Genomic DNA, 24,509 nt, shown 5'->3' on the forward strand with positions numbered 1-24,509 from the left:
CCGGTTCAGGTAGTCGATAATGGTTCGTCACCCCTTTTTCCCCGGCGTATGTCCATCACCCTCACCGAGTTCGCCCGCCCACGGCTATTCCCGCGCGAGCCGCGTCGCAACACCATCCAGGGCATCACGCCTGAGCAGTTCGAGCAGCACCTCAATACGGTGCCGCCGCTGAGGGTGTTGGACGGCTATGCACCGTTCTGCAAACTGCATGTGCATCGCAATTGGACCCGCACACGCTGCCTGGCGGTGCCCATCACAGACGAAAACCAGCACCTGCTGCGCTCGGACTACGAGGCGCGTACGCGTGAGGAACTGCCGGTGCTGGTGCGCTGGTTCGAGGGCATCGAGCCGCCGGTGGCGGAGTACCTGGTGGTCATCCTCTACAGCCGCGAGCAATTGGCGAGGGAAGGCACGACGATTGACGCTGATTGGGGCGTGGTGGGCTGCATGTACACCATGGAGCCGGAGGAAACGCCGATGGCACCGGTCACGATGATGCGCAATGCATTGGGCGTTGAGGAAGGGGGCTCGGGCGTGGCGCTGGACCGGGAGGCCTACGCGCGAAGCGTGGCGTTCTGGCGAACCCATGCCAATTGGCGGGGGTGATGCCGCCCGGTCAGCCCCTACTTTCGGCACTCATTGGGTGCACGCCTAGCCACCATCATGGCTGCGCACGAACGACTTCCGCGGAACGCCTCCCATGAAACTGAAGTCCCTGCTGGGCTGCATGTCACTGACCTTGGCTGCGGCCTGTGCCCTCCCGCTGCATGCGGAAGAGGCCCCGTCGTCCGTGGGCATCCATCTCGTGTCGCAGGGCGGGCAGTGGGAGGTGCGCTATGCCCTGCCGCGTCCGGCTCGAACGCTGCGTTTCGTGCGAGTCGACCAAAAGGGCAACCGCGCCAAGACCTGGACTCCGGTGGATCCCGAATTGACGATCGCGCTGGAGGGCGGAGAAGAGGTCATTCGCCGGACGGACGGCGCGGCCTTCGACCACGTCGCATTCCGCATGTCGCCGCGCTACATGACGTTGGAGAAGGATTACGCGCCATTCGCCCCGTTTGGCGACGGCGGGCTGCTCATCCATAGCGGCCGATTCCATGCGTGCGTGGATCGCTGCGTGGGCGGCGAATCATTCCGGTTGTCATTGCAGCCACCGACAGGCGCGCATGGCATCGTCCACGGGCAGGTCGTGCCTACCATTCGTATCGAGGACAGTGGTGACGGAACCAACCTGTATGTCGGGCGCGCGCTACCGGTGGCTACGCCGGATGTGGTTGCGGTGATCGACGCGGCGTTCCCGGCCGACACGCGAGGGCGACTGGAGTCGCTGTTGCCTCGGCTGATGGCGTTCTACGGGCATGAGTTCGGTGTGCTGTCGTCGCGGCCAATGCTGTTCGCCTCGCGCGACGAGGCGCATCCTGACGGCGGTTACGGTTTCCAGGGCGGGACACTGCCAGGGCAGGTCTTCATGCATCTGTACGGCCGCCACGAGGCCTTCAAGACGGCGGCATTCGCGTCGCGGCTGGATTGGTTCTTCGCGCACGAGGCCGCGCATCTGTACCAACGGTTCGCCCCTCTGGCCGATGCGGGCGACAGCTGGATCCACGAGGGCGGGGCTGATGCGCTGGCGGCCGTCGCGCTGCAGGCGCTGGGGGTGGTGGAACGGGGGGCAGTGGAGGCGCGATTGCAGTCCTCGCTGGGCACCTGTGCCGCTGGCATTGGGCAGCACGCGCTGACGCAGGCGCACGTGGACGGTTCCTTCGAGGCCTCTTATGCCTGCGGCTTCGTCATGCAGATGGCGGTGGATGCCGCTGCAATGCGTGCCAGCCAAGGGGCTTGCGGCCTCGCCTGCGTGTGGCGCGAGTTCCAGGCCAAGGTCGCTGCGGGCGCAGCTTGGAATACCACTACGTTCATCGATGTGGCGGCGCAGCGGGTGGATTCCCGCACCGTGCGGTTCCTCCGCGACGTGGCATACGAGGTGCCCGCACAGCCTGACGCGCTGCTTCGGGACGGGCTGGTGAAGGCGGGATGGACGTTGCCGGCCCCTGCTTCGGGGACGCAGTAACGTCAGCCCGGCAGTGGCCCCTCAGCGCAGGTCAACTTCGCCTACCTTGTCGCGGTAGCTCTTCTTGGGGTCAACGCCCAGCAGCAGCTTCACGCCTGCCAGGAGGCTGTTTTCGTTGAGCCAGACCTGTGCCTCGCCGGTGTCCATGCGGAGCAGGCGCAGTTTGGGATCGTCCTTGCCTCCCTCAAACCACGCGGCAATGAACGGGTTCCACAGGCGGTCGATGACGGCGCGGTCGTTGTCGATGACGACATGGCCACTGATGCTGGCGAACAGTTCGTGGTCCTTGGAAGCAAACGTGGCGACGGCGACGTGTCCGCGGCTCCCCTCAAGCGATTGGGCGAGTTCGGTGTCGCTGGCGGTAAAGAACCACAACGGCGCACGCTGATCCTCGGCCAGTGCGGTCATGGGGCGCGGACTCACGCCCGTGGCGCCGAGCATCACGGTGCGGTCCTTTTCCAGCGCCTTCCACAACTTGGATTCCAGGTCTTGTTGTTGGGTCACGGCTGCTTCCGGGGAATGTGGGTGACCACAGGTGTAACCGCGCCTGTGTGATCGAGGCGTGCTCGCCCAGGTCCGAGGCAGCGGTTGGCTGTTAATGTATAGGGATGTCCAAATTGCTCATGAACCTGCGCAACGTGCCCGATGACGAGGCCGACGACGTGCGCGCGATGCTCGATGAACACCGGATCGCGTATTACGAAACCAAGCCCAGCCGGTGGGGCATTTCTTTCGGCGGCATCTGGGTGACGGATGAGGCTGACTTCGCCGAAGCCAAGCGCCACATGGCCGAGTACCAAGCGCGGCGACAGCGGCGCGCCCGCGAGGAGTACGAGGACGCAAAGCGCCAAGGCACGGCAGAGACGTTTGCTTCGGTGTTGCGCAACGAGCCGGCACGGGTCGCGCTGACCGTGCTGGGCATCCTGTTCATGCTGGCCTTGCTGGCGCTGCCGGTGATCCTGTTGCGCGGCTGAACCCCTCGGAGTGGGGCGTGCGTAGCCCGTTTCCGTGGCGATGCGACGCGGATTGCCGGCCAGTCGCGCGACGACGACGGGGGTTTAGCGCGTCAGCTCCAACACCGGCTGGAAGCCCCCGTAGATGAGCCGTTTGCCGTCAAACGGCATCGGATTCTTCTCCGGATCCATGCGCGGGTCGTTGCCTTCCATCATCTTCTTCATGCCCGCGTCGCGGGTAGCCTTGTCCGGCCACTCGATCCAGGAGAACACCACGGTCTCGTCCTCCTGGGCTTTGACCGCGCCGTAAAAATCAGTGAGCTTGCCGTGGGGGACGTCGTCGCCCCAGCACTCCAGAACGCGCAGAGCGCCGTATTCGATGAATACCGAGTCGCCCAAGCGCGCGTGCGCTATGAACTTGTCCTTGTTGGCAGTCGGGACGGCGAGAATGAATCCATCGACGTAGGACATGGCAGGCTCCTGGCAGCGGGCGTGCCTGCGACTGTGTGCTTGCGTATGGAAGCGCCGCGTGAAAGCGGCTTTCCGGGAAAATGCGTGGCCCCGAGTCCTGGCCGGTGCGCCCGGTTGCGGCCGCCACGTAGAGCGGCGGCCGCCTTGCATCCCGGGCGCGCCTTACGGCGTGTCGGGCTGGATCAAGTAAGGCAGTGCCGCATCAAAGCTCCAGGCAAGCGAGAGCGCAGGCTGGATGTGGCCCTGCTTGTGCGCGGACGCCGCCTCGTTGGCGCCCCACGCCGAACTGACGAGGCGCTGGTTGGGAGTGCCATGGTGGCCAGCGGAGCTGAAGCCGCAATCGCCCACCTCATAAAACGACTTCTGCGAGGGCAGCAGGCGCTTGGCGTTGAAGGCCAGGCCGCGGCTGTGAGTCATGTAGTAGGTGGCGAAGGCATCGGCCATCAGCTCGGTGCGACGGGTGGCTTCTGCGCCGGTCAGCGGTGAATTGAACAGGCCCTTCTTGAACTGCACTTGATGGCCGAATTCGTGCGCGAGGATGGCGCGCGGGCCGGTTTCGCCAAGGCCAACGGCCGCCATGCCCTGCATGATGCCGTCACCCATCACGATGCGCTCCGGGATGCCGAGCGCCGGCAGTCCCGGGAATGCGAAGGCATTGAAGGTGAACAGGGGGTGTGCACCCTTTTTCAGCGCCGGGTCAAGGTGCACCACGGTGTAGATCAGGTCGGCGACTGCGCTTGCCAGCGGGCCCGGCCCGTACAGGATCTCGACGGCGCGCTCGGTGCGCTCCAGGCTGCTGAACACGGCGGTGCCGTGCATCGGAACCATGTCGAAGTTGCCCGTGACGTCCCAGAAGTGCTTGAGGTCGCGGAAATCGTGGGTCAGCTTCAGTGTGTACTCGCCGTTGGCGCCGTAGGTGTTGGCGGCCGTGCCGTCGCCGTAAACCAGGGCATCGTAGCTGGGCAGGTCAAGCCCGCCGAACACGGCCAGGATGTACAGGCTGGTGTCGTTGATGCTGGCGATCTGGCCGTCGATATAGTCGCCCAGTGCGGTCGGGTTGCACTGGTAGTCACCGGGGTTGATCGCGTTACGTGCGATCTGTGCCCACTGGGTATCCCCAATGCCGTGGCGGAGCGCATCGCTGGCCTTCCAGTCCCGCGGCAGCTGGGCCTTGAGTGCTTCGGCGCGGGCCAGCAGTGCGGGGTATTGCGTGCTCGCATTGGCAGAGGCGGATGGCGTGGCAGCTGCGACCGACGGGGCGGCGCTGAGGCCCATCGTCAGGGCGGCGGCGACGCAGGTGCCAAGCAGGGTGTGCTTCAACATGCGGATTTTCTCTCCGGGTCACTATCCATAGTTGGGCGGTCTTTCGCTGTTGCCGACCACCGCGATGCTGCCTCCGCGGGCGGGGCAAGCTTGGGTAGAACGCAGGGATGAGTGCCTTACCCCCCCCTCGGCGGTTGCCTTCGGCTTGAGGGTGGCAGTTGCAGTCCTAGGGTCGATGGGCGTTGGACGACTGTGCAGCTTCCCCCGTACCATCCCTGCTCATGAGCGTAGCCCCCTTGCATGCAGAGTTCGGCTCCGGGCACGGACAGGACGTCCTCGAGAATGCCGGGGTCTACAAGACCTTGCTTGAGTCGACCAAGGCCATCCCCTGGAAGATCGACTGGGCGACGATGCGCTTCGCCTACATCGGTCCTCAGATCGAAGCGCTGCTGGGCTGGCCGCAGGGCAGCTGGGTCACGGTGGAAGACTGGGCATCGCGCATGCATCCGGAAGACCGCGAGTTTGTCGTGGGGTTCTGCGTGTCGCAGTCGCAGGCCGGCGTGGACCATGAGGCTGACTATCGCGCACTGACCCCGGACGGCGGCTATGTCTGGATCCGCGACGTGGTGCACGTGGTGCGCAAGGCCAACGGCGAGGTCGACAGCCTGATCGGGTTCATGTTCGACATCAGCGAGCGCAAGAAGGCCGAAGAGGAACTGCTGCGCCTGCACAAGGAGCTCGAGCAGCTGTCGCTCACCGATGGACTGACGGGCATCGCCAACCGGCGCATGTTTGACCAGCGGCTGGAGATGGAATGGAATGCGTCGCGGCGCAGCGGCAAGCCGCTGTCGCTGGTCGTGCTTGATATCGACTACTTCAAGCAATACAACGACACCTACGGGCATGTCGCCGGCGATGAATGCCTCAAGCGTGTCGCGCGACTGCTGGGGGACATCGCACGGCGGCCGCGGGATGTGGTGGCCCGGTTTGGCGGCGAGGAGTTCATTCTGTTGCTGCCCGAGACCGACGAGGCGACGGCCCGCGAACTGGCGGGCCGGTGTGCAAGCGGTCTGGCGGGTTTGCGGATTCCGCACGGGGGCTCAGGCGTGAGCGATTGCGTGAGCGCCAGCATTGGCGTGGGCACGGCCGTGGTGGGGGAAGGCGCTGTCGCCCGCGATTTTGTCGAAACCGTGGATCGGACGCTGTATGCCGCCAAGAGCGGAGGAAGGAACCGGATCGAAGTGAAGGGCGCATAGCGCGCCCGCGTTCCCACTGGAACGCATCTGCCGGGGATCAGACGCCTGTCGGCACCCGGCACCGACGCGAGTCCGCGTGTCTGGACCTCCCCTTTAGAGGAATTGCCGACCTCGGTCGACCCTGACAGGTTGGGCGGACCCACCGCCGAACCCGGGCAAGGAGACGACTCATGAAACAGGCCCCCACCCCTCATCATTCGCGGAGCACGCGCTTGCCTTGGCTGGCATCGGCGCTGGTCGGCGCGCTCTCGTTGGCGGGCACTGCCGCCGCACAGACGGCACTGCCGCCGAACCTGATCTCGCTTCCGGCCTTCGGCCTATCGTTGATCACCGATTCCGGCGGCCGTTCCACGCTGCGGTTCAGCACGACCACGTGGAACAACGGCGCCGGGCCGCTGGAACTTGCCGCCGGTGAAGTGGAGACCGGGTCGGGCAAGCTGCGTGTGTACCAAGTCGTGTACCAGAGCGGGGGTGGTTCGACCCTCAATTATGCCGGTGCGTTCGAATACCACCCGCAGCACGAGCACATGCATTTCAATGACTATGCGCTGTACACGCTCCAGCCGGTCAATGCGCCGGGCGGGTCGGAGCGCATTGGTGCCAAGACCACGTTCTGCGTGATGGACACCTCCCCGATCAGCCTCGGACTGCCGGGTGCGCCGGGTCAAGCGTTCTACAGCCGGTGTGGCCGCGACCTCCAGGGCATGTCGGTGGGGTGGGGTGACACCTACGGCGCGCATCTCGCTGGCCAGGAGATCGATTTCAGCGCCAACGCCGATGGCATCTACAAGCTGAAGATCGAAGTCGACCCCAAGAAGGTTCTCGTTGAATCCAATGAGAACGACAACCTGTCGTGCGTGCTGCTCAGCATCAAGAAGCCGAGCACCGTGACCGTGCTCGACAGCAGCGGACTGTGTTCTTCGGTGGCGTCCATCTCGCCTAATTCGGCGCGCGTGGGTACCAGTGTGCAGGTCACCATCACCGGATACGGGTTCACCCCTGGCATGGGTGTCAGCTTTGACGGCGGAGGCGGCTCACGGCCAGTCGCCAGCAACGTGCGGTTGGCGTCGGACACCGCCACTGTCGACCAGATCACGGCCACCGTGACCGTGCCTTACAAGAAACAGTCTGGAAAGAGTCAGTACTGGAACGTGCGTGTCGGCAGCGGCGGCACGTTGTATCGGGGCTTCATCGTCACCCGATAGTAGCTCGTGGCGCGGCACCAGTTTCGTTTGGATAAGCCCGTTCCTCTTTTGTGGAATGGCTTGGCTATTTCGGGTCTGGCACCGTGCCGTTGGGACACATGGAGCGCGTGTTTTTCGGGTCATGACAAGTGAGTCCCACGAGTATTTGCATCCGTTCAATCAACCTGTGTATGGGAGACTGAAATGATTAAGCTGACGACGAAATCACTTGCGACGGCTGTGCTGAGTGTAGGCGCGACCCTGATGGTGGGCGCTGCCTGCGCTGGCGATAAAGACCCGCCCCCGACGGACCTCATCTGCCACAACATTGGCGGGCCGCGGGACTTGGGCGCCAACTGTGAAGCCACCGGCAACTGTTCGGTAGAGCTGGTAGGCGGTGGGACTATCATTTTTACCAATGACGACCAATTCCTGGGGATTGTGATTGGGGCCGGGGATAATTCAGCTGCGGCCCACATCGCCCATGGGGATGGCTTCGTCGATCTTCTTTTTGATCCGCCGTTGCACCTGGCATCGGAGATAGGTCCCCACAAGGCGTCCAACGTGGAGTGCATGGGGACGCGGGTCATCCCGCAGCCGGAGGAGCCGGGAAACTGACCCGGCAGCGGAGGGTCTGCGCGCAGAGACGCGGCAGCGATTGAACGGGATTCACACCGTTTCAACTGCGCCGCGTTTCTGCTTCGGCTGGATTACGTAATGCAGTGGGATGCAGCCGGAAGCTGGCGCAGTGCGACCAGCGCGCGTCGGCGTACACCCAACTTAGAAAAGACGCTCTGCAGGTGTTTCTTGACGGTGTCTTCCATGATCCCCAGCTCCTGCGCGATTTCCTTGTTGATGCATCCCCGGCGTAGGAGCGCTACGACCTGCAATTCCCGGGGGGTGAGTGCTTCGGTAGCGTCGATGCGGAGTACATCGGATGGTGCTTCCGACTGATCATGGTTCGAAAGCCCTAATAGGTCCGCAACCGCCATCGTCAGCGCTGCACGCGACAGCCATAGTTCGCCTCTGTTTACAGCGCGAATGGCTTTGAGGGCGGCCTGGGGCGGGCATGTTGCCAGCAAGAAGCCGTGCAGCCGATGGCGCAACACGTCGACCACGACGCCCTCGTAGGGTGCGTCCCCCAGCAGGAGCACGCGCAATTGTGGGTGCTGCTCGTGGATTCTCTGCAGCGATTGTGAGTAGAGCGTATCCAGCAACGCTCTGTCGAGCAGCAGGACTTGGGTGCGATGACGCTCCACACCGGTGGTCAGGCCAGCGGCGTCCACAGCAGGCTCGTTGATGATCTCAATGCCTGCCTCGCAGGCGAGCATGGAAACCCATGCCGCATGCAGGGACTGGCGGTTGGACGCGATCATGACCGCGATAGGCGCGACGGCGGGGGCCGGGAACTCCTCGAGGTCAGACGGTGGCGGGTAGGTTGCCGCACCGGTACACGCAGCGCGGTCTTGTTCTACGTGCATCGTAATCATCCTGTTCGGTTGAACAGCGACGGGACGTTTGCCGGGGACCTAACTCCGGATCGCGCATGGCGAGCCAGGCGCGCTTACTTGGATGAATGTCCCAAATACCCCAAAGGACCAGATCCAAGCCGGTTGCACTCCACGTCCCCGGATGTGATCGCCTGTCCATGTGCTGTTCGTTTCCCAGCCGACCGGGAAGCGCGTATTCAGCACTACGACGCAGCTAGCGAAACACGGTCAGGCGAACGGGGCGTTTCACCCACGCGGGGGATCACGCCTGCCGGTCCGCCAACGGGGCAGAGTGACGCGGCTACGGGCTCACCGGGACAACAGGCCCCCGCCCGGAGGTTCGCCGATTCCATGCCCTCGTTGCGCCTCGCCACATCTGGGCGGAGCGGGGCTAGGCCGCTACCCGCATCCCAGCATCAGCCGAATGTCGTTCGCCTGGGCGACGAAGTAGCTGGACTGGTCCGGCGTCAGCCACCGCCCCGAATGCGTCTGTGCCAGTTGGGCGAAAGCTTTCAGCGCGTGGCACGCAAGCGCCGTGCGTGATGCGGCCAGCCCCCGCAAGGCCGCATTGAGGTTGGCGCGGAGTGCAGGGGCGACGGGCGCGCCCTCCAGTGCTTCGACATCATCGCGCAGCTCGAGGATGGCGGACTGAGGAGTAGGACCGTCCTGTCGCACCACCACGTTGTGCATGCTGCCGGCGGCGATTTTCGTTACACCTGAAAGCCCCGGGGGAATGGTGGCCTGCGAGTAGGTATTGTCGCCCCACGCCACCAGCGTGCCATCGGCGCGCAGCGCAAGGCCGTGGAGTGCGCCCGCCTCGATGGCCACCACGTCGGACAGGCCTGCGGGCACGTCCATCACGGGAGTGTCCGCGCCCCAGGCCACGACGGTGCCGTTCTCCAACAGCGCCAGGTTGTTCACACTGCCGGCGGAAATGGCGACCACGTTGGCGAGGCCCGGGGGTGCGCTGGCTTGGCCATCATCGTTGCGGCCCCATCCCACCACCGTGCCATCGGATTTCAATGCCAGCGCGTGGTACGAACCCGCGGAGATGGCTGTGACGTTGCTGAGGCCATCAGGCACCGTGGCGCGGCCGTCGTCGTTCCAGCCCCAGGCCACCACGGTGCCGTTGGAGCGGAGCGCCAGCGCGTGGCCGCCGCCCTGCGCAACCGCCATGATCCGGTTGAGTCCCGAGGGCATGGAGGATTCGGGCTCGGTCTGCAGGTAGCCCCAGGCCGCCAACGTGCCATCGGATTTGAGTGCCACGTTGGAGTTACCGCCGGCGGCCACCGCCACCACGTCAGTGAGTCCTGCAGGAACATCGGTCCTGCCAAACACCGGGTAGGAGATGGCCACGACGCTGCCGTCGGCGAGCACAATCACGCTGTGCGCGCTGCCGGCGGCGATGGCCCGGGGATTGGTGATTCCGGGGGGCAACTCCAGCTGCCCCTGTTCGCCGTCGCCCCATGCGACCACCGTGCTCTGGGCCGCGCCTAACGCGGGCCAGGCCAGGCAGGCGGCAAGCCAGAGTCCGCGCCAGTGACGCGGACGCTCGGAGCGGAGTACGTCCGGATTGCGCGGGTCGGCAGGCAGGTTTTCACATGCGTACATTGTTCGAGCTCCGGCGAGCACGGCCACCGGGTCTTGCGGAGACCGCATGGACAGACCGTGGGTGTGTTCAATGAGTCACGCGGAATGCTGATGGCGGCGGTCAGTCGAAAATGAACGCAGCGGGTGACTTGCCCGGCATTTCCGCTGGACAATAGGCCTCTTTCCAACGTGCGCCCGGTGCCATGCTCGCTCTGCGCCTTACATTGCTCTTCTTGTTGATCGCGGCCAGTACCGTGGTTCATGTGGTGCCACTGTTGCTGGTGGCATTGGTGAAGGCCTTGTTGCCCTCCAAGCGCTTGCGCGTGGCCAGCAACCCGCTGCTCACGGGGCTGGCGGAAAGCTGGATCGGCGTGAACAACTGGATGTGGGACCGCTTCACCGATACGCGGCTGACGGTTCGTGAAGACGCCGCCCCGCAGCCGGACGGGCATTACCTGGTTCTGGCCAACCATCAGAGTTGGGTAGACATCCTGGTGCTGCAGAAAGTGTTCAATCGCCGCATGCCGCTGCTGCGCTTCTTCCTGAAGCAACAGCTGTTCTGGGTGCCGCTGCTGGGGCTGGCGTGGTGGGCGTTGGATTTCCCATTCATGGGGCGGTACACGCCCAAGCAGATCGCGCGGCGACCCGAGTTGGCCGGGCGAGATATTGCCGCCACGCGCCGGGCCTGCGAGAAGTTCCGCGCCATTCCCGTGGCGATCATGAACTTCGTGGAAGGCACGCGCTTCACTGCGGCCAAACACGCCAAGCAGGCATCGCCTTACCGGCACCTGCTCAAGCCCAAGTCCGGCGGGGTGGCGTTTGTGTTGGACGCGATGGGCGAGGGCTTGCACGCAATCCTGGACGTGACGATCGCGTACCCCGGCGGCTCGCCGTCGTTGGTGGACTTGTTGGCCAACCGTGTGCCGGAGGTGCGTGTTGACGTGCGCCAACGTGCGATCCCGCAGGAAATGCTGCGCGGCGACTACCAGAACGACCGCGCGTTCCGTGCGCAGTTCCAGCAGTGGATGAATGGGGTGTGGCGGGAAAAGGATGACGCGCTGGGGCAACTGTTGGGCAATGGCCGCTGAGGCATAGGCGGGGCGCGGCTTTTCGCCTGACGGGCACGGTAATGCGACCTGGGTCGCGAAACGCGGCCCCACACTGCCGGTGGGATAGGGGTCCAAGAGCGTGACTTCGCTTCTGGTGCCCCTGCGCGTCGTGTAGCCCCGCTTCCTCGGCTATGCTGCCGATCAGGGGGAGGGGCTGGCGCATGCGTTCACGCAGGAAGCAATGGGCAATCATGCTGGCGGGCTTGGTCGCCGTGATCGGGCTGGTCGGCCTTGGCGCATGGCTGGTGGTGGGGCGGCCGCGAGCCCCTGCCGTCGCTCACGTGAACCTGCGAGTGGGCGTGTACGACAACGCGCCCAAGGTATTCGTCGACCGTGACGGCCGGCCTGCCGGCCTGTTTGTGACACTGCTCGACGCAATGGCCCAGCAGGAAGGCTGGCAGCTGGAATACGTGCGCTGCGAATGGGCCGACTGCCTGGAGCAGCTGGCCGATGGTCGCCTGGACCTGATGCCGGACGTGGCCTACACAACGGAGCGCGCCACCCGCTTCGACTTCCACCGCATGCCGGTGACGTACTCCTGGTCGCAGGTTTACCGTCGGCCCGGGGTGCGCGTGAACTCGTTGCGGGACTTGGCCGGGCTGCGCGTCGCGTTGCTACGCGGGGGGATGCAGCAGCGTGCGTTGTTGGACGCGCTGGGCCCCATGGGCAAGCGTGCCACGCTGCTTGAAGCCGACAGCTATCCGGAAGCATTTGCCTTGGCGCGCGACGGCCGGGCGGACGTGGTCGTTTCCAACAATTTCTTTGGGCGCCGCTCTGCGCGTGCCTTTGGCCTGGAAGCAACACCGGTGCTGTTCTCGCCAGCGAGCCTGTATTTCGCCGCAGGCAAGGGGCGACATGCGGGTGAGCTGCAGCGCATCGATGCCAGTATTGAGCGTTGGCAGGAGGATCCGCGCTCGATCTATTTCCAGGCCATGAGCCGTGCACTGGCGCCCGCTCCCGTGGTGCTGATGCCGCGCTGGGTGTGGCCCGCCGCAGCCACCGGCGGCACCCTGCTGCTGGCGTTGGCGGTGTTTGCACTGGTCCTGCGCTGGCGGGTGAAACGCGCCACGGCAGACTCCGAACATGCCCGCCGGCAGCTGGAGCACGTGCTTGAAGTGAGCCCCGTGGCGCTGTTCCTGGCACACCAGCAGGGCGAGGAGCTCGTGCCGGATTGGGTCAGCCCCAACATCACGCGGCTGTATGGGTTCCAGCTCGACTGCATGATGCAGCCGGACTGGTGGCGCAGCCACGTGCACCCCGACGACCGCAACGCACTGGAGTCGGCCGTGGGATACCTGCGGCACCAGCCGCTGCTCACGCGGGAGTACCGCGTGCGGGATGGGCAGGGCGCGACGCGCTACATCCACGAGCGACTGCAACGTCTCTCGGGAGGGAAGGGCGCTCCGCTGCAGGTGGTGGTGACGTGGACGGACTTGTCCGAAGCGCGTGCGCATGCGGCGGAACTGAGTTTCGTGGCGCACCACGATGCGCTGACCGGTTTGCCCAACCGGCAGCTGCTTCACCTGTATGTGGAGGATGCGGTGCAGCGCCCAGGGGCGGCCTTGTCCGTGGTGGTGCTCGACCACAACCGGTTGCGCAACATCAACGACACGTTGGGCCATGCCATTGGCGACCAGGCGCTGCAGGCGGCAGCGAAACGGCTGACGGGCATCCTGCCGGAAGGCGGCTTCCTCGCGCGGTTGGGCGGCGGTGAATTCGTGCTGGTGCTGCCCGGCGGCGACGAGGACCGTGCCGCCGCCTGCGCCCAGGCGATGCTGGACGCGTGCGCACAGCCCCTGTTGGTCGCCGAGCATCCGGTCGTGATGACCGCATGTGCGGGCATCGCCATCTTCCCGCAGGATGGAGAGGGTGCCGATGCGCTGTTGAAGCACGCCGAGCTGGCGCTGTATGAAGCCAAGCGCTTGGGTCCCGGCCGGTATGCGTTCTTCGAGATGGCGATGTCCACCGGTGCGGTGCACCGTCTGGCCATCGAAAATGGCCTTCGGCTGGCGTTGGTACGCGGTGAGTTGCGACTGCACTACCAGCCGCAACTGGACCTGCGCGACGGCACGTTGGTGGGTGTGGAGGCGCTGGTGCGCTGGCAGCATCCCGAATGGGGCCTGCTGTCGCCCTTGGAGTTTGTCCCCATTGCCGAGGAAATCGGCCTGATAGACGAGTTGGGGATGTGGGTGCTGGAGGCGGCCTGTCGCCAGTTGAAAGCGTGGGATGAAAGTGGCCTGCGCGTCCCTGCCGTCGCCGTGAATTGCTCGGTGAAACAATTGGACGCAGATCAGTTGCCTGCACAGGTGGCGGCGGTGCTGGCATCGGTGGGGCTGGCCCCCGATCGCGTGGAGCTGGAGATCACCGAGTCCGTGCTGATGCGCCACCCGGAGCGGGCCGTCGCGGTGCTGCAGGCGCTGACGGCCTCCGGCGTGCGATTGGCCATCGATGACTTCGGTACCGGCCACTCATCGCTGGCGTATCTCAAGCGCCTGCCGCGGGCGCGGCTGAAGATCGATCGCGCGTTCGTCAGCGGCATTGGCAATGACCCCGATGACGAACAGATCTGCCGCACGGTGATCGCGCTGGCCCGGAACCTCCAGATGCAGACGCTGGCCGAGGGCGTGGAACAGTCGCATGAGAGCGACTTCCTGCGCGCCGAAGGCTGTGACCTGGTGCAGGGCTACCTGTATGGGCGGCCCATGGCGGCCAGCGACTTCGAGGACTGGCTTGCTACGCGAGCCGCGGCTGGGCAAGGCGGCTAGGCCGCCCCGCCCGGATGCGACCGTGGATCAGAAGCGGTATTCCACCGTCAGGCTCACGCTGCGCGCGTCCCGCTTGTCGTTCGACAATTCGTACTCGTCGTTGACCGGGTTGTACTGAACCTGCGAGTAGCGGTACTGGTTGTACATCAGGCCGACGTCCAGCAACGGCAGGATCGTGGTGCCGACGCCGACGCCCACGTAGGTGCCGCCGTCGTGGTCGTCGAACGCGCGGTGGTCCGTGACGGGCGAGGTGTTGAGGGGGTGGTCCACCGAGGTGGCTTCCAGCTCGTGCCTGAAGCCGACATACCCGGCGCGGCCCACGGCGTACACCGGCACCACCGGCGGCTTGATGCGTGCATTGAGGCCCACGAAGGCGTAGCGGGTGTCCAGCGTGTAGCTGTGGTCGACATAGCCGCCGGTGTAGTCAAAACGGCTGTTGTCTTCCTGCTGGCCCAGCTTGCCAACGCCGCCCTCCAGGCCCACCTGCGCCATGCCGATGCCCCAGCGGTAACCGGCGCTGGCCTGCACCAGGCTGCTGTCGTCACCATCGAAGTCATCGCCATTCAGCGCCATCTGGCCTGCCTGGCCGTTGATGAAGAAGTCGCCGGCATGGGCCAGGGGAGTGGCGGCAAAACAAGCGGCGAAGACCGCGACGTGGGCAAGCTTGCGCATGGGGAATGGGGTCCGTTGGGGAGCGTAGGCGCGCGTGCCGGGTCGGCTACGACGCAGCTGCGTAGGGTAACCGGCGTCAGTGAACGGCGCTGCAATCCTTCCCCAGAAACGTGCGCTGGTGCGTGAATCTGCCGGCTGGACTAATCGCCGGACACGGCATTCGGATCAAAGGCCAGCAGGTCGCCGGGCTGGCAGTCCAGCACGGCGCAAATCGCCTCCAGGGTGGAGAACCGGATGGCCTTGGCCTTGCCGGTCTTGAGGATCGACAGGTTGGCAACGGTGATATCCACACGGGCGGCAAGTTCGGTGAGCGTCATGCGACGTGCGTGCAGGACTTCGTCGAGCCGGATGAGGATGCCCATGTCAGACCGTGCCTTCCAGGTCGGCACGCATGCCGGCGCCGCGCGCAAATACGCCGGACAGGACGAACACCAGCAGTACGGCGAACCAGGATGCGATGGAGAATCCGTCCACACGCCCTGACTCCCACACCACTGCGGCGATGGCGGCGACGATCATGCGCAGCACTTCCAGCGCCAGAATGCTCCAGGCAATGGCCTCAAGGCGACGCGCGTTTTCGAGGATGAAGGGATCGCCATCACGGACGGTGTCGACGATGGCCAGCACGCGTCGCAGGATGCCGTGCACGATCACCGCCCCGATGATTCCGATCACCACGATGACGCGCAGGCCATTGGGCGCGTGCGGGTGCATGTTGACGAGGTCGAAGCCCAGCGGGCGCTGTGGCCAGCCTTCGATGAAGAAGCTCCACACCAGCAGAAACGAGATGCCGGCGGCGTAAATCACGTTGAGAAGGGTCAGCCCCTGGATGACCGGGCGGGCCACGGCAAGGGCGTGGGCAGAGGTTCGGGTCATGGCGGCAGTCCTGCGAAATTATCGTATAGCGATAATAGGCATATCGAAATACGATAAAAATAGGCTGGAAGTCACCCGCTTGGGTGTGGGCCCACACGGGGCCATTACGCGACCGGGCCAGCCGCGTGGGCCGGTCGCGTTGCTGCAGTTACTGTCATCCGAGCGGGAGGTCAGTCGCGCAGCGCTTGGTAGGCGTGCCAACTGGCATGACCCAGCACCGGATAGATGACCACCAGTCCCACCAGTGCGGTGGCGATGCCAATTGCCGTCAGCAGCACGATGATCAGCGCCCATTCCGCGCAGGCCAGCGGATGTCGCGCAATCGCCCGCAGGCTGGTGCGGATCGCCTCGCTGGCGCCAGTGTCGCGGTCGAGAATCGCCGGCACGGTGATGACCGACACGGCAAAACTCAGCGCGGCCAGGACACCGCCAATGATCGCCCAAGCGAGCCATTGGTCAGCGGACATCATCGCCAGTGCGCTGTCCCACAGCGACAGCTCAACGTTGGGCGCGATCGGTCCCATCGTGGCGTTGAGCACCCAGCCGGACACCAGGAACCATGCGGCGGCCAGGACGAGGAGCACGAGCGCAAACTGTTCGAGGTCGCTGCGATGTGGGCCCAGCCCGCGCAGCGAGGTGTCGAACGTGGGTGTCTCACCGATGCTGATCGCGCGTGAGGTTTCGACCAGACCCGCGCCCAGGATTGGCCCCAGCAACAGGAAACCGGTTGCCGCGGCGGCAATGAAATAGGGGTGGTTGCCCAAGGTGAAAGCCAGCCAGCCCATCACCGCCACGATCAAGCCGTACATCAAGCCAACCGTGGGCGTGCGGCGAAAATCGCCGATGCCGTTGGCAAGCCATTGGAACGGCTCGCCAGGGGCGATGTGCGAGGCCCCGTGGTCGGGGTGAGTGCGCAGTGCGCCAGAATGCAGGGTCATCTTGGCGTCCTCCATGAAGGACGGGACACGAGACCCGGGGCGGCATCGTCCGACGGGCGTGCGGGGGTGCTGTGTCGCGCACGATTCTAGCACCGCGCGTTGGTACAGGCGTTTGAAGCAATGCCTTGAACGCCCGTCTGAACGTTAGTTTTTCGATGGCCGGACGGCGTCGCTTCCACCGTCCGCGCGCGTCATTGCACCAGTCGGGTCACGTCGCCGTTGAGTACGGCCAGGCGCAGCGGATTGCCCGGGTCCGACAGCAGTTTGACCGTCAATGCCAGGCACATCACGACGAGCACCGGACGCACGGCGCGTCCGCCAAAGCGCATGGCGGCATGTGCGCCCAGTTGTGCCCCGAGCACGTTGGCCACGGCCATGGCCAGACCAGCAACCCACAACACGTGACCTCCGGCAATCATGACGGTGAGCGCGGCCAGGTTGCTGGCTAGGTTGAAATACTTGGTCTGTGCGGTGGCGCGCACCAGACCCAGTCCGCCGAGGGCCACCAGCGCCGTGGTCATGAACGAGCCGGTGCCAGGACCGAAGAAGCCGTCGTAGGCGCCAATCAGTGCAATCACCCCGGCCAGCGCGATCGGGCCGATGCGATGGTGGGAATCATCCTCGCGCATGCGCGGGGCAAGCAGGAAGTAGCTCGCCATCGCCACCAGCAGCACCGGAATGACGCCTGAGAGCACCAAGGGGTTCATGCGCTGCAGCAGCCACGCGCCGCCCACCGAGCCGACGAAGGCGCCCGCGGCCGGCAGGGCGAAGCGCCGGAAATCGATGTGGCCGCGGCGCGCGAACGCGACCACGGCACTGGTGGTGCCCAGGGCACTTTGCAGCTTGTTGGTGGCGATCGCGGCCACGGGAGGCACGCCCACGGCCAGCAGCGCGGGAATCGTCAACAGGCCACCGCCACCGGCCATGGCGTCAATGCCGCCGGCCACGAAGGCGACGGCCATCAGGAAAACAAGGGCCTCAGGGGCGAATTCCATCATTCAATTGCGGCAGGCAGGGCGCGCAGTGTAGCCAACGTCCCAGCCCGCAGACCGTGCGCCCCATACCGACAACGACCGTGGCCTGTTGTGACGCCGGGTGGGCCAAGGGATCAGCGGCGCACGGCCAGCACGCCGTCCAGGGCCAGTTCGGGCTTGAAGCCGGCCTTCTCCAGTCGCCTGGCCACTTCGCGCGGCACATCGCGGCCGCTGGTCAGGGCGTTGGGGGTGCCCGTGTAGTGGAACAACCGGCCGCCGCGGCGAAGGACGCGAGCCAACTGGTCGTAGAAGACCTGGGAGTAGAGCTCGCCCGCGATGCCGAAACGCGGCGGGTCGTGCAACAGCACGTCCACCGAGGAATTCGGCAATTGGGTGATGGCCTGCGAAACATCGGCGTGGCTCAACTCGAGCCGGCCGTCACTGGCCTCGGGATCGGGTGACCAGGGGTTGATCGTGCGCAACCACAGCACGTCGGCATTCTTCTCAAACGACTGGATGCGAGCCGCCCCCGCTTCCAGGCAGCAGGCGGCGAAGTAGCCCAGGCCACCGCAGGTGTCCAGCACGACCTTGCCCAGCGGCTGGACGAGGGCGACCTTGCGGCGCGCATCCTCCACCGGCGATGCCTTGGAGGTCGGCAGCATCTTGATGCCATCAATCTCGAAGGTAGGCGCGCCCCATTCGGTGGGGACCAGCTTGATCAGCGACCCGGAATAGCGCGCCACCGGCTCGAACGCCTCGCCATCCCAGTAATAGATGGTGCGGTCCTTGAGCTTGGGCGGGTACGGAAACGCCTGGCCGTGCCAGTGCCACGCATCCGCGGCCAGCATTACTTCCGTGGTGGTGCGGCCCAGGTCGAGCGAGCCGCTCCAACGATCGGCGCCGCCGTCACGCGCGGCCAGCAGCGCCTCGGCCAGCGGGCGGGTCAGCAGGGGGCCGGTGTAGTGCGGCACGGCGGGGGATCCGGAATCTGGAAAGGGGTGCAGGGTACCGGAACCTGCCGTGCCGCGCCGGGCTTACTGGACGCTGATGGTGCCCTTCATGATGGCGGCGTGACCCGGGAAACTGCAGAAAAACTCGTACGGGCCGCCGTCCTTGATCTTGGCGACAGCAAAGCTGACCGAGGTCGTCTCGCCACCACCGACCAGGGTGCTGTGCGCGATGACGCGCGCGTCGCCCGCCTTCACGAAACCGGCGGAGGCGCCGGCGCCCATCCCATCGGCGGCCACGGCCTGCATGTCGGCGGCCTTGGCGATGACGACGTTGTGGCCCATGGCAGCGACCGGCATCTTGCCGGTGTGCTTCAGCGTGATCTTGAACTCGCTGCAGGATGCCGGGACAACGATCGAGCCGACGTTGTACTGCATGGCATCGTCGCCTTCGATCTCGGTGGCACAGTTGCTGACCACAGCGGCGGGTTTGTCCGTCGCGGCAGGCGCAGGTGCGGGTGCAGGAGCGGTGGCCGGCGGCGTTTCGACCGGCGCAGGCTCGGGGGCGGCGGCCGGTGCGGGGGTCGTCTCTGCCGCTGGTGGCGGCGATCGTTCACTGCAGGCGGCCAATCCCAGCGTGCATGCGGCGGTGAGCATCAAGTGCGGCAACTTCATGTGAACGTCTCCACGGTTTTCACCGCGGCCGACTGTACTCCGCAGGGTGTAAGCCAGTGTCAAGGTCGCGGAAGGTCGTGCCGACGGACACCGGACGGGATGCTAGATTGTCGGCCCCACCCAGCCGTCTACCCGTGAGCCCGCGCATGAACACGCCGTCCTTCTACCCCGTTGGCACTCCCGGTCGTCCCTGGGGCGATGCGGAGCGAGCGGAATGGTTGGCGCGACAGGTACGCCAGCGCAGCTACGCCGATGAGGTGCTGAGCGTCATCGACGGCCTCCGCGACCGTTTTGACGTGGTCGAATACGGCCAGATTGAATACGGGCCCGACCGGTATCCGCTGTTGGCCCTGCGCAACCGTAACTGGCGTGACGACCTGCCCGTGGCGCTGGTGACCGGGGGCGTCCACGGCTACGAAACCAGTGGCGTCCACGGTGCATTGCGTTTTGTCGCGCAGGACGCGGATCGTTATGCCGGCCGCATCAACGTGCTGGTGGCCCCGTGTGTCAGTCCCTGGGCCTACGAGCGCATCCATCGCTGGAATGCCAACGCCATTGACCCTAACCGCTCGTTCCGCGCGGGCAGTCCCGCGGCGGAGTCGGCGGCCGTGATGGCACTGGTCGCGCCGCTGCGCGATCGCATCGTCGTCCATGTGGATCTGCACGAAACCACGGACACGGATGAAACCGAGTTCCGCCCGGCGCTGGCGGCGCGAGATGGCAAGCCGTTTGAACCCGGCACCATTCCCGATGGCTTCTATCTGTGTGCCGACAGCGAAGCGCCCGAGCCTGCGTTCCAGCAGGCGGTGCTGGCTGCGGTGGCCGAGGTGACTCACATTGCGCCCGCGGATCCGGACGGCACCATCATCGGCTCGCCCGTGGTGGCGCCCGGCGTGATCGAGTACGCGTACCGCTCGCTGGGGTTGTGCGGTGGCGTGACCAATGCGCGTTACCGCACCACGACCGAGGTTTATCCGGACAGTCCGCGTGCAACCCCGGCGCAGTGTGACGAGGCGCAGGCCGCGTCGGTGCGCGGGGCGCTGCATTACGCATTGGTCCATCCGTAAGCGCGCCACCTGACGTTCAGGGTTTGCGCTGCGTCGCAGTTTGGGAATTCGGTCATCGGGCGGGCGTGAACGCGATGGCAAGATGGGCCGCCTCCTCACCCTGAACGCGCCATGTCCCTCACGCCTGAACAAGCCCGCGACTACATGCACCGCCTGTTGGCGTCGATGGTGAAGGCGGGCGGCTCGGACCTGTTCATCGCGCACGATTTTCCGCCCAGCATGAAGTCCAACGGCCACATGACGCCGTTGACCGAGCAGAAACTCACCGGTGCGGTGACGGCCAAACTGGCCGAGTCGCTGATGAACGACAAGCAGCGGGCGGAATTCGCGCAGGAGATGGAGAGCAATTTCGCCATCGTCGTGCCGGGCGTTTCGCGCTTCCGCGTCAACGTGTTCGTGCAGCAGGGCCAGGTGGGCATGGTGGTGCGCACCATCGCCGCGGAGATCCCCAACTTCGAGAAGCTGCGCCTGCCCGAGGTACTGAAAGACGTGGTCATGGAAAAGCGCGGGCTGGTGCTGGTGGTGGGCGGCACCGGCTCGGGCAAGTCGACGTCGCTGGCCGCGATGATCGACCACCGCAACGGTACGTCAGCAGGCCACATCATCACGGTCGAGGACCCCGTCGAGTACGCGCACGTATCACGCAAGTCGCTGGTCACGCACCGCGAGGTCGGCGTGGATACCCACAGTTGGCACCACGCGCTGAAGAACACCCTGCGTCAGGCGCCGGATGTGATCCTGGTGGGCGAGATCCGCGATGCGGAGACGATGGAGCATGCGATCTCGTTCGCGGAGACCGGGCATTTGTGCCTGAGCACGCTGCACGCCAACAGCGCGAGCCAGACGATGGAGCGCATCATCAACTTCTTCCCGGAGGAACGGCGGACGCAGTTGCTGATGGACCTGTCGGCCAACCTGCGGGCGATCGTCTCCCAGCGCCTGATCCGCACGGAAGATGGCAAGGGGCGTGTGGCGGCGATCGAGATCCTCATCAATACGCCGACCATTGCCGAGAAGATCTTCAAGGGCGAGTTCAACGAGCTCAAGGGCATCATGAACCGTTCGCGTGAGCTGGGCATGCGCACCTTCGACTGGGCGCTGTTCGAGCTCTACAACGAGGGCATGATTTCCTACGAGGAGGCCCTGCGCAACGCGGATTCGGCCAACGAACTGCGATTGAACATCAAACTCAAGAGCAGCCGCGGTGAACCGGCCATGGTGGCGGGTTCGTCATTGGCGTTGCACGAAGATCCCAGCCCCGAAGAGGTGGAAGCCTTGCGACGGGAGGAATTGCGCCGCCAGCAGGATACGCGCGAGCTGATGGAGCTGGAGCGGTTGAAGGCAGCCAAGCAGGCGGGCGGGAACTGATCTCAGCGATTCGGTGGTATGGAACTGCAAGTCGGATGTTGCAGGGTGCGCGGCATGCATGGAATGTCGGCTTCATAAACCACGAGGCTATCGCGCCGGTCGCTGAATGTGACCCAACGTTTTCCATCGTTCCATTCAGCTTTCGCCGATGTTTAGGAGCGTTGTTCATCGATCGCTTACGCAGCCTCTGCAAGCCTGAAGGTAATTGAATGTCAGGTCTTTCTATGAGCCCGAGAACGATGAGTGCGCGGTGCGCAAATCGAACGGTAACAGCGGTATTTGATTCCTGGCGCGTGGCCAGGATGGCAGCCGCCGCGCTGGTTTCGGAGGTTGGGCTGCGTGAAGCGCAAATCGAATTTGTGCCGGCCGAAGCCATGGCCTTACGTGAGCTATCGGCGCCCGATCGAACGCAAGCGATGGGCTACCTGCTGCACAAACATGGTGTTGCGGCCTTGGTTGGGGCTATTTCAAGTGGAATTGCCTTTGTTGCCCTTTTTTTGGGCGGTGGCGCTGTTTCTCACGAGTCGACGTCTTCCTTGTCAATCGCAGGAATTATGTGGTTGACCTCGACCGTTGGCGGGTTGCTGATGGGGGGCGTACTCGGAGAATGGTGGAGTCGCGAAAGGTCTAGCGCCGGCACAGCCACTGCCGTCGAGCAACTCGAGGCCAAGATACGTGTACGCCAAGTGTCCGCTCTTCAGTACCGTCGGACGGTAGAACTGCTGGCGACCTTGGGCGTGGCGGGGCTGAAGCCTGCATGATGCGGCTGTTGCGTATTTTTATCTTGCCCGGTCCTTGCGTCCCAGAAAAAGCCCGGTAATTGTGTCGATCCAATGCTGCTTTGCTGGGGCGGGATGATCCACGGGGGAGGCTTCCGCTGTGTCGCTTGGTCGCGTTTCCCGCTTGGCGTCCAGTCGGAACCTCACCTGATCAAACGCAATTTCATCGCCAACGCATGCGATGCCAAGCGTTATACGGTGCCCATTGATGAAGGTGCCGTTCGTGGAGCCCAAATCCTCCACCTCCAGGCCACAGTCGAGTGGCCGCAGGCGTGCATGCTGCCGTGAAATACCCCCCTCATCAAGGAAAAGGTCAGACTCCGGCGAGCGGCCCAGCGTGACTCGCGAAAGCACTGGAAAACTCCGACCAAAGGCGCTACCAGCGACACCTCGAAGCAGGAATTCAGAGTCAGGCCTTTGGGTCGGCATGGGTAGGTGGACTTGGGCGACGGGCACGCACACTAGCACGCGGTCGATCACGATTGCGTATAGACGGATAGACTCGGGTCTATCGCCAACCTTTTGGAGCGCCGTATGGGCAAGTCGGGTTTCGCAGGGCGTGAAGTGCTGGGTCGCGGGTGCCGCGCGATCGGGTTGGCCTTGGCATTGGTAGGTGCGGCGCACGCCGCCACACCGAACCGGGACGCGATCCGCCAGCACGCGGTCAAGCGCCACGATACGTCCGTGCGGGCGTTGCAGGACTGGATCGCGCTGCCGTCCATCGCGGCCGAGAACCGCAATGCCGCGCAAGGCGCCGAGTACATGGCCGCGTTGGCGCGCGAGGCGGGCTTCCAGCATGTCGAGGTCGTGGACACCGGGGGCAAGCCCGGCGTCTTCGCGACCTACGACGCAGGCGCACCGACGACGGTGGGGCTGTACTTCATGTATGACGTGAAGCAGTTCGACCCGGCCGAGTGGACGTCGCCACCGTTGGAGGCCCGGCTGGTGGACAAGCCCGGACTGGGGCGCGTGATGGTGGGGCGCGGGGCCACCAACCAGAAGGGGCCGCAGATGGCCCTCCTGGCGGCGCTCCATGCGATCCGTGATGCGCGGCAGCCGATGCCGGTGAACCTGGTGCTGGTCGCGGAAGGCGAAGAGGAGATCGGTTCGCCCAACATCGCCAAGCTCGTGCTGCGTCCGGATGTGCAGGCCGCGTTGAAGAAGAGCATTGGCGTGTTCATGCCAATGGGGCTTCAGGACGCCGATGGCGGCGTGACGGTCAACCTCGGGGCCAAGGGCGTCGTGGAGCTGGAACTCGTCGCCGATGGCGCGGCGTGGGGGCGGGGCCCGTCCAAGGACGTGCATTCCTCGCTGAAAGCCATGGTCGACAGCCCTGCATGGCGCCTGGTCAAGGCGCTCGACACCCTGGTGTCGGAGGATGGAAACACCGTTGCCATTGACGGCTTGCCGAAGCCTGCGCCGTTGACCGCCGAGGAGCGGGCGATGATTGCCCGCTCGGTCGGGGCGCGCGATGAGGCCAAGGCCAAGAAGGGCCTCGGCGTGCCGCACTGGATCGACGACCTGCCGTGGCTGCAGGCCAACGAACGCCTGGTGTCGCAGCCGACCGTCAACATTCAGGGCTTGGTGGGCGGGTACACCGGGCCCGGCGGCAAGACGGTCCTGCCGCATCGCGCGGTGGCCAAGATCGACATGCGACTGGTACCCCCGATGACGCGCGATGGCGCGGTGGAAGCGCTGAAGGCCCATCTGGCCAAGCGTGGGTTTGCCGACATCGCCGTCAATGTCAGTGGTGGTTATGACCCCACCAGCACATCCGCGGACACGCGGCTGGTGCAGGCGCAACTGGCGGTGCTGCGCCGGGCGGGGTTGGCACCGTTGATGTGGCCGCGCCTGGCGGGCTCGTACCCGGGTTTCGTCTTCACCCAGCCGCCCTTGTCGCTGCCATCCGCCCATTTCGGTCTTGGCCACGGCGGCGGCGCACACGCACCCGATGAATTCTTCGTCATTGAATCCAGCAATCCGAAGGTGCAGGGATTTGATGGCGCGGTGATGTCCTTCGTGGATTACCTGTACGAGCTGGGACGATAGGCTGGTCCTCGGTCGATC

Annotated in this window: 24 protein-coding genes and 1 pseudogene; 12 read left to right on the forward strand and 13 right to left on the reverse strand. The window is 65.1% G+C overall.

From position 1 onward, the window contains the following. Positions 1-48 precede the first annotated feature (48 nt). Together ACYVBS_RS08455 and ACYVBS_RS08460 are read left to right on the forward strand one after the other, a co-directional pair. Positions 49-606, forward strand: a complete 558-nt coding sequence (locus tag ACYVBS_RS08455; protein WP_460823059.1) for a DUF3228 family protein — start codon at positions 49-51, stop codon at positions 604-606. A gap of 94 nt (positions 607-700) precedes the next feature. Next, a complete protein-coding gene (locus ACYVBS_RS08460) occupies positions 701-2,065 on the forward strand; it encodes a hypothetical protein (RefSeq protein ID WP_460823061.1) in 1,365 nt (454 codons plus the stop codon). A 21-nt stretch (positions 2,066-2,086) separates the two neighbouring features. Here the strand turns inward: ACYVBS_RS08460 and ACYVBS_RS08465 are convergent, their stop codons facing one another. Beyond that, complete coding sequence (locus ACYVBS_RS08465) at positions 2,087-2,569, reverse strand: pyridoxamine 5'-phosphate oxidase family protein (protein WP_460823063.1); 483 nt, start codon at positions 2,567-2,569, stop codon at positions 2,087-2,089. Between the two features lie 104 nt (positions 2,570-2,673). Between ACYVBS_RS08465 and ACYVBS_RS08470 the strand changes: the two genes are divergently transcribed. After that, positions 2,674-3,039, forward strand: a complete 366-nt coding sequence (locus ACYVBS_RS08470; RefSeq protein ID WP_460823064.1) for a DUF6164 family protein — start codon at positions 2,674-2,676, stop codon at positions 3,037-3,039. An 84-nt stretch (positions 3,040-3,123) separates the two neighbouring features. Here the strand turns inward: ACYVBS_RS08470 and ACYVBS_RS08475 are convergent, their stop codons facing one another. Further along, entirely contained in the window at positions 3,124-3,489 is a 366-nt protein-coding gene (locus ACYVBS_RS08475; protein WP_460823066.1) for a DUF1428 domain-containing protein, read from the reverse strand. A 162-nt stretch (positions 3,490-3,651) separates the two neighbouring features. Continuing rightward, positions 3,652-4,812, reverse strand: coding sequence for a hypothetical protein (locus ACYVBS_RS08480; protein WP_460823067.1), 1,161 nt, complete (start codon positions 4,810-4,812; stop codon positions 3,652-3,654). A gap of 221 nt (positions 4,813-5,033) precedes the next feature. Between ACYVBS_RS08480 and ACYVBS_RS08485 the strand changes: the two genes are divergently transcribed. The 3 genes from ACYVBS_RS08485 (at position 5,034) to ACYVBS_RS08495 (ending at position 7,810) form a co-directional block, all read left to right on the forward strand. Continuing rightward, positions 5,034-6,008 (forward strand): GGDEF domain-containing protein, encoded by a 975-nt coding sequence (locus ACYVBS_RS08485; protein WP_460823068.1) that lies wholly within the window; start codon positions 5,034-5,036, stop codon positions 6,006-6,008. A 170-nt stretch (positions 6,009-6,178) separates the two neighbouring features. Further along, entirely contained in the window at positions 6,179-7,213 is a 1,035-nt protein-coding gene (locus ACYVBS_RS08490) for a lysyl oxidase family protein (protein WP_460823069.1), read from the forward strand. A gap of 183 nt (positions 7,214-7,396) precedes the next feature. Next, the gene (locus ACYVBS_RS08495; RefSeq protein WP_460823071.1) at positions 7,397-7,810 is read left to right on the forward strand and encodes a hypothetical protein; all 414 of its coding nucleotides are present in this window, start codon (positions 7,397-7,399) and stop codon (positions 7,808-7,810) included. Positions 7,811-7,902: 92 nt separating this feature from the next. Here the strand turns inward: ACYVBS_RS08495 and ACYVBS_RS08500 are convergent, their stop codons facing one another. Together ACYVBS_RS08500 and ACYVBS_RS08505 are read right to left on the reverse strand one after the other, a co-directional pair. Further along, positions 7,903-8,673, reverse strand: coding sequence for a LuxR C-terminal-related transcriptional regulator (locus tag ACYVBS_RS08500; RefSeq protein WP_460823072.1), 771 nt, complete (start codon positions 8,671-8,673; stop codon positions 7,903-7,905). 408 nt (positions 8,674-9,081) lie between these two features. Beyond that, positions 9,082-10,293: an RCC1 domain-containing protein gene (locus tag ACYVBS_RS08505; RefSeq protein WP_460823073.1), complete on the reverse strand. Its 1,212-nt coding sequence runs from the start codon at positions 10,291-10,293 to the stop codon at positions 9,082-9,084. A gap of 182 nt (positions 10,294-10,475) precedes the next feature. Between ACYVBS_RS08505 and ACYVBS_RS08510 the strand changes: the two genes are divergently transcribed. Next, positions 10,476-11,360, forward strand: a complete 885-nt coding sequence (locus ACYVBS_RS08510) for an acyltransferase (protein ID WP_460823074.1) — start codon at positions 10,476-10,478, stop codon at positions 11,358-11,360. A 182-nt stretch (positions 11,361-11,542) separates the two neighbouring features. Continuing rightward, complete coding sequence (locus ACYVBS_RS08515; protein WP_460823075.1) at positions 11,543-14,146, forward strand: EAL domain-containing protein; 2,604 nt, start codon at positions 11,543-11,545, stop codon at positions 14,144-14,146. Positions 14,147-14,173: 27 nt separating this feature from the next. Here ACYVBS_RS08515 and ACYVBS_RS08520 read toward each other — a convergent pair whose 3' ends face one another. The 7 genes from ACYVBS_RS08520 to azu form a co-directional block, all read right to left on the reverse strand. Further along, positions 14,174-14,818 carry an outer membrane beta-barrel protein gene (locus ACYVBS_RS08520; RefSeq protein ID WP_460823076.1) on the reverse strand — a complete coding sequence of 215 codons (645 nt, stop codon included), beginning with the start codon at positions 14,816-14,818 and terminating at the stop codon, positions 14,174-14,176. 140 nt (positions 14,819-14,958) lie between these two features. Then, on the reverse strand, positions 14,959-15,180 hold the full coding sequence (locus ACYVBS_RS08525; protein ID WP_460823077.1) for a helix-turn-helix domain-containing protein: 222 nt from the start codon (positions 15,178-15,180) through the stop codon (positions 14,959-14,961). 1 nt (position 15,181) lies between these two features. Further along, positions 15,182-15,694 (reverse strand): DUF2975 domain-containing protein, encoded by a 513-nt coding sequence (locus ACYVBS_RS08530; RefSeq protein ID WP_460823078.1) that lies wholly within the window; start codon positions 15,692-15,694, stop codon positions 15,182-15,184. A 170-nt stretch (positions 15,695-15,864) separates the two neighbouring features. Next, complete coding sequence (locus ACYVBS_RS08535; RefSeq protein ID WP_460823079.1) at positions 15,865-16,632, reverse strand: DUF2189 domain-containing protein; 768 nt, start codon at positions 16,630-16,632, stop codon at positions 15,865-15,867. 191 nt (positions 16,633-16,823) lie between these two features. Further along, the gene (locus ACYVBS_RS08540; protein ID WP_460823080.1) at positions 16,824-17,627 is read right to left on the reverse strand and encodes a TSUP family transporter; all 804 of its coding nucleotides are present in this window, start codon (positions 17,625-17,627) and stop codon (positions 16,824-16,826) included. 113 nt (positions 17,628-17,740) lie between these two features. Next, entirely contained in the window at positions 17,741-18,577 is an 837-nt protein-coding gene (locus ACYVBS_RS08545) for a class I SAM-dependent methyltransferase (protein ID WP_460823081.1), read from the reverse strand. Positions 18,578-18,640: 63 nt separating this feature from the next. Continuing rightward, positions 18,641-19,228 carry an azurin gene (gene azu / locus ACYVBS_RS08550; protein ID WP_460823082.1) on the reverse strand — a complete coding sequence of 196 codons (588 nt, stop codon included), beginning with the start codon at positions 19,226-19,228 and terminating at the stop codon, positions 18,641-18,643. A gap of 146 nt (positions 19,229-19,374) precedes the next feature. Between azu and ACYVBS_RS08555 the strand changes: the two genes are divergently transcribed. The 3 genes and pseudogenes from ACYVBS_RS08555 (at position 19,375) to ACYVBS_RS08565 (ending at position 22,424) form a co-directional block, all read left to right on the forward strand. Continuing rightward, positions 19,375-20,295 carry a M14 family metallopeptidase gene (locus ACYVBS_RS08555; RefSeq protein WP_460823083.1) on the forward strand — a complete coding sequence of 307 codons (921 nt, stop codon included), beginning with the start codon at positions 19,375-19,377 and terminating at the stop codon, positions 20,293-20,295. A gap of 111 nt (positions 20,296-20,406) precedes the next feature. Further along, positions 20,407-21,531: pseudogene (locus ACYVBS_RS08560) on the forward strand (PilT/PilU family type 4a pilus ATPase); the annotation flags it as partial. Between the two features lie 434 nt (positions 21,532-21,965). Next, entirely contained in the window at positions 21,966-22,424 is a 459-nt protein-coding gene (locus ACYVBS_RS08565) for a hypothetical protein (protein WP_460823084.1), read from the forward strand. A gap of 18 nt (positions 22,425-22,442) precedes the next feature. Here the strand turns inward: ACYVBS_RS08565 and ACYVBS_RS08570 are convergent, their stop codons facing one another. After that, complete coding sequence (locus ACYVBS_RS08570; RefSeq protein WP_460823085.1) at positions 22,443-22,871, reverse strand: FHA domain-containing protein; 429 nt, start codon at positions 22,869-22,871, stop codon at positions 22,443-22,445. A 105-nt stretch (positions 22,872-22,976) separates the two neighbouring features. Here ACYVBS_RS08570 and ACYVBS_RS08575 point away from each other — a divergent pair, with 105 nt between their 5' ends. After that, positions 22,977-24,491 carry a M20/M25/M40 family metallo-hydrolase gene (locus ACYVBS_RS08575; protein ID WP_460823086.1) on the forward strand — a complete coding sequence of 505 codons (1,515 nt, stop codon included), beginning with the start codon at positions 22,977-22,979 and terminating at the stop codon, positions 24,489-24,491. Positions 24,492-24,509 lie beyond the last annotated feature (18 nt).

The organism is Lysobacter olei, assembly GCF_054777355.1.

Bases quoted from the DNA above. Each gene is read 5' to 3' on its own strand.
- ACYVBS_RS08455 (WP_460823059.1), top strand. From the start codon at position 49: ATGTCCATCACCCTCACCGAGTTCGCCCGCCCACGGCTATTCCCGCGC.
- ACYVBS_RS08460 (WP_460823061.1), top strand. From the start codon at position 701: ATGAAACTGAAGTCCCTGCTGGGCTGCATGTCACTGACCTTGGCTGCG.
- ACYVBS_RS08470 (WP_460823064.1), top strand. From the start codon at position 2,674: ATGTCCAAATTGCTCATGAACCTGCGCAACGTGCCCGATGACGAGGCC.
- ACYVBS_RS08475 (WP_460823066.1), bottom strand. From the start codon at position 3,489: ATGTCCTACGTCGATGGATTCATTCTCGCCGTCCCGACTGCCAACAAG.
- ACYVBS_RS08480 (WP_460823067.1), bottom strand. From the start codon at position 4,812: ATGTTGAAGCACACCCTGCTTGGCACCTGCGTCGCCGCCGCCCTGACG.
- ACYVBS_RS08485 (WP_460823068.1), top strand. From the start codon at position 5,034: ATGAGCGTAGCCCCCTTGCATGCAGAGTTCGGCTCCGGGCACGGACAG.
- ACYVBS_RS08490 (WP_460823069.1), top strand. From the start codon at position 6,179: ATGAAACAGGCCCCCACCCCTCATCATTCGCGGAGCACGCGCTTGCCT.
- ACYVBS_RS08495 (WP_460823071.1), top strand. From the start codon at position 7,397: ATGATTAAGCTGACGACGAAATCACTTGCGACGGCTGTGCTGAGTGTA.
- ACYVBS_RS08500 (WP_460823072.1), bottom strand. From the start codon at position 8,673: ATGCACGTAGAACAAGACCGCGCTGCGTGTACCGGTGCGGCAACCTAC.
- ACYVBS_RS08505 (WP_460823073.1), bottom strand. From the start codon at position 10,293: ATGTACGCATGTGAAAACCTGCCTGCCGACCCGCGCAATCCGGACGTA.
- ACYVBS_RS08510 (WP_460823074.1), top strand. From the start codon at position 10,476: ATGCTCGCTCTGCGCCTTACATTGCTCTTCTTGTTGATCGCGGCCAGT.
- ACYVBS_RS08515 (WP_460823075.1), top strand. From the start codon at position 11,543: ATGCGTTCACGCAGGAAGCAATGGGCAATCATGCTGGCGGGCTTGGTC.
- ACYVBS_RS08520 (WP_460823076.1), bottom strand. From the start codon at position 14,818: ATGCGCAAGCTTGCCCACGTCGCGGTCTTCGCCGCTTGTTTTGCCGCC.
- ACYVBS_RS08525 (WP_460823077.1), bottom strand. From the start codon at position 15,180: ATGGGCATCCTCATCCGGCTCGACGAAGTCCTGCACGCACGTCGCATG.
- ACYVBS_RS08530 (WP_460823078.1), bottom strand. From the start codon at position 15,694: ATGACCCGAACCTCTGCCCACGCCCTTGCCGTGGCCCGCCCGGTCATC.
- ACYVBS_RS08535 (WP_460823079.1), bottom strand. From the start codon at position 16,632: ATGACCCTGCATTCTGGCGCACTGCGCACTCACCCCGACCACGGGGCC.
- ACYVBS_RS08540 (WP_460823080.1), bottom strand. From the start codon at position 17,627: ATGGAATTCGCCCCTGAGGCCCTTGTTTTCCTGATGGCCGTCGCCTTC.
- azu (WP_460823082.1), bottom strand. From the start codon at position 19,228: ATGAAGTTGCCGCACTTGATGCTCACCGCCGCATGCACGCTGGGATTG.
- ACYVBS_RS08555 (WP_460823083.1), top strand. From the start codon at position 19,375: ATGAACACGCCGTCCTTCTACCCCGTTGGCACTCCCGGTCGTCCCTGG.
- ACYVBS_RS08565 (WP_460823084.1), top strand. From the start codon at position 21,966: ATGGCAGCCGCCGCGCTGGTTTCGGAGGTTGGGCTGCGTGAAGCGCAA.
- ACYVBS_RS08570 (WP_460823085.1), bottom strand. From the start codon at position 22,871: ATGCCGACCCAAAGGCCTGACTCTGAATTCCTGCTTCGAGGTGTCGCT.
- ACYVBS_RS08575 (WP_460823086.1), top strand. From the start codon at position 22,977: ATGGGCAAGTCGGGTTTCGCAGGGCGTGAAGTGCTGGGTCGCGGGTGC.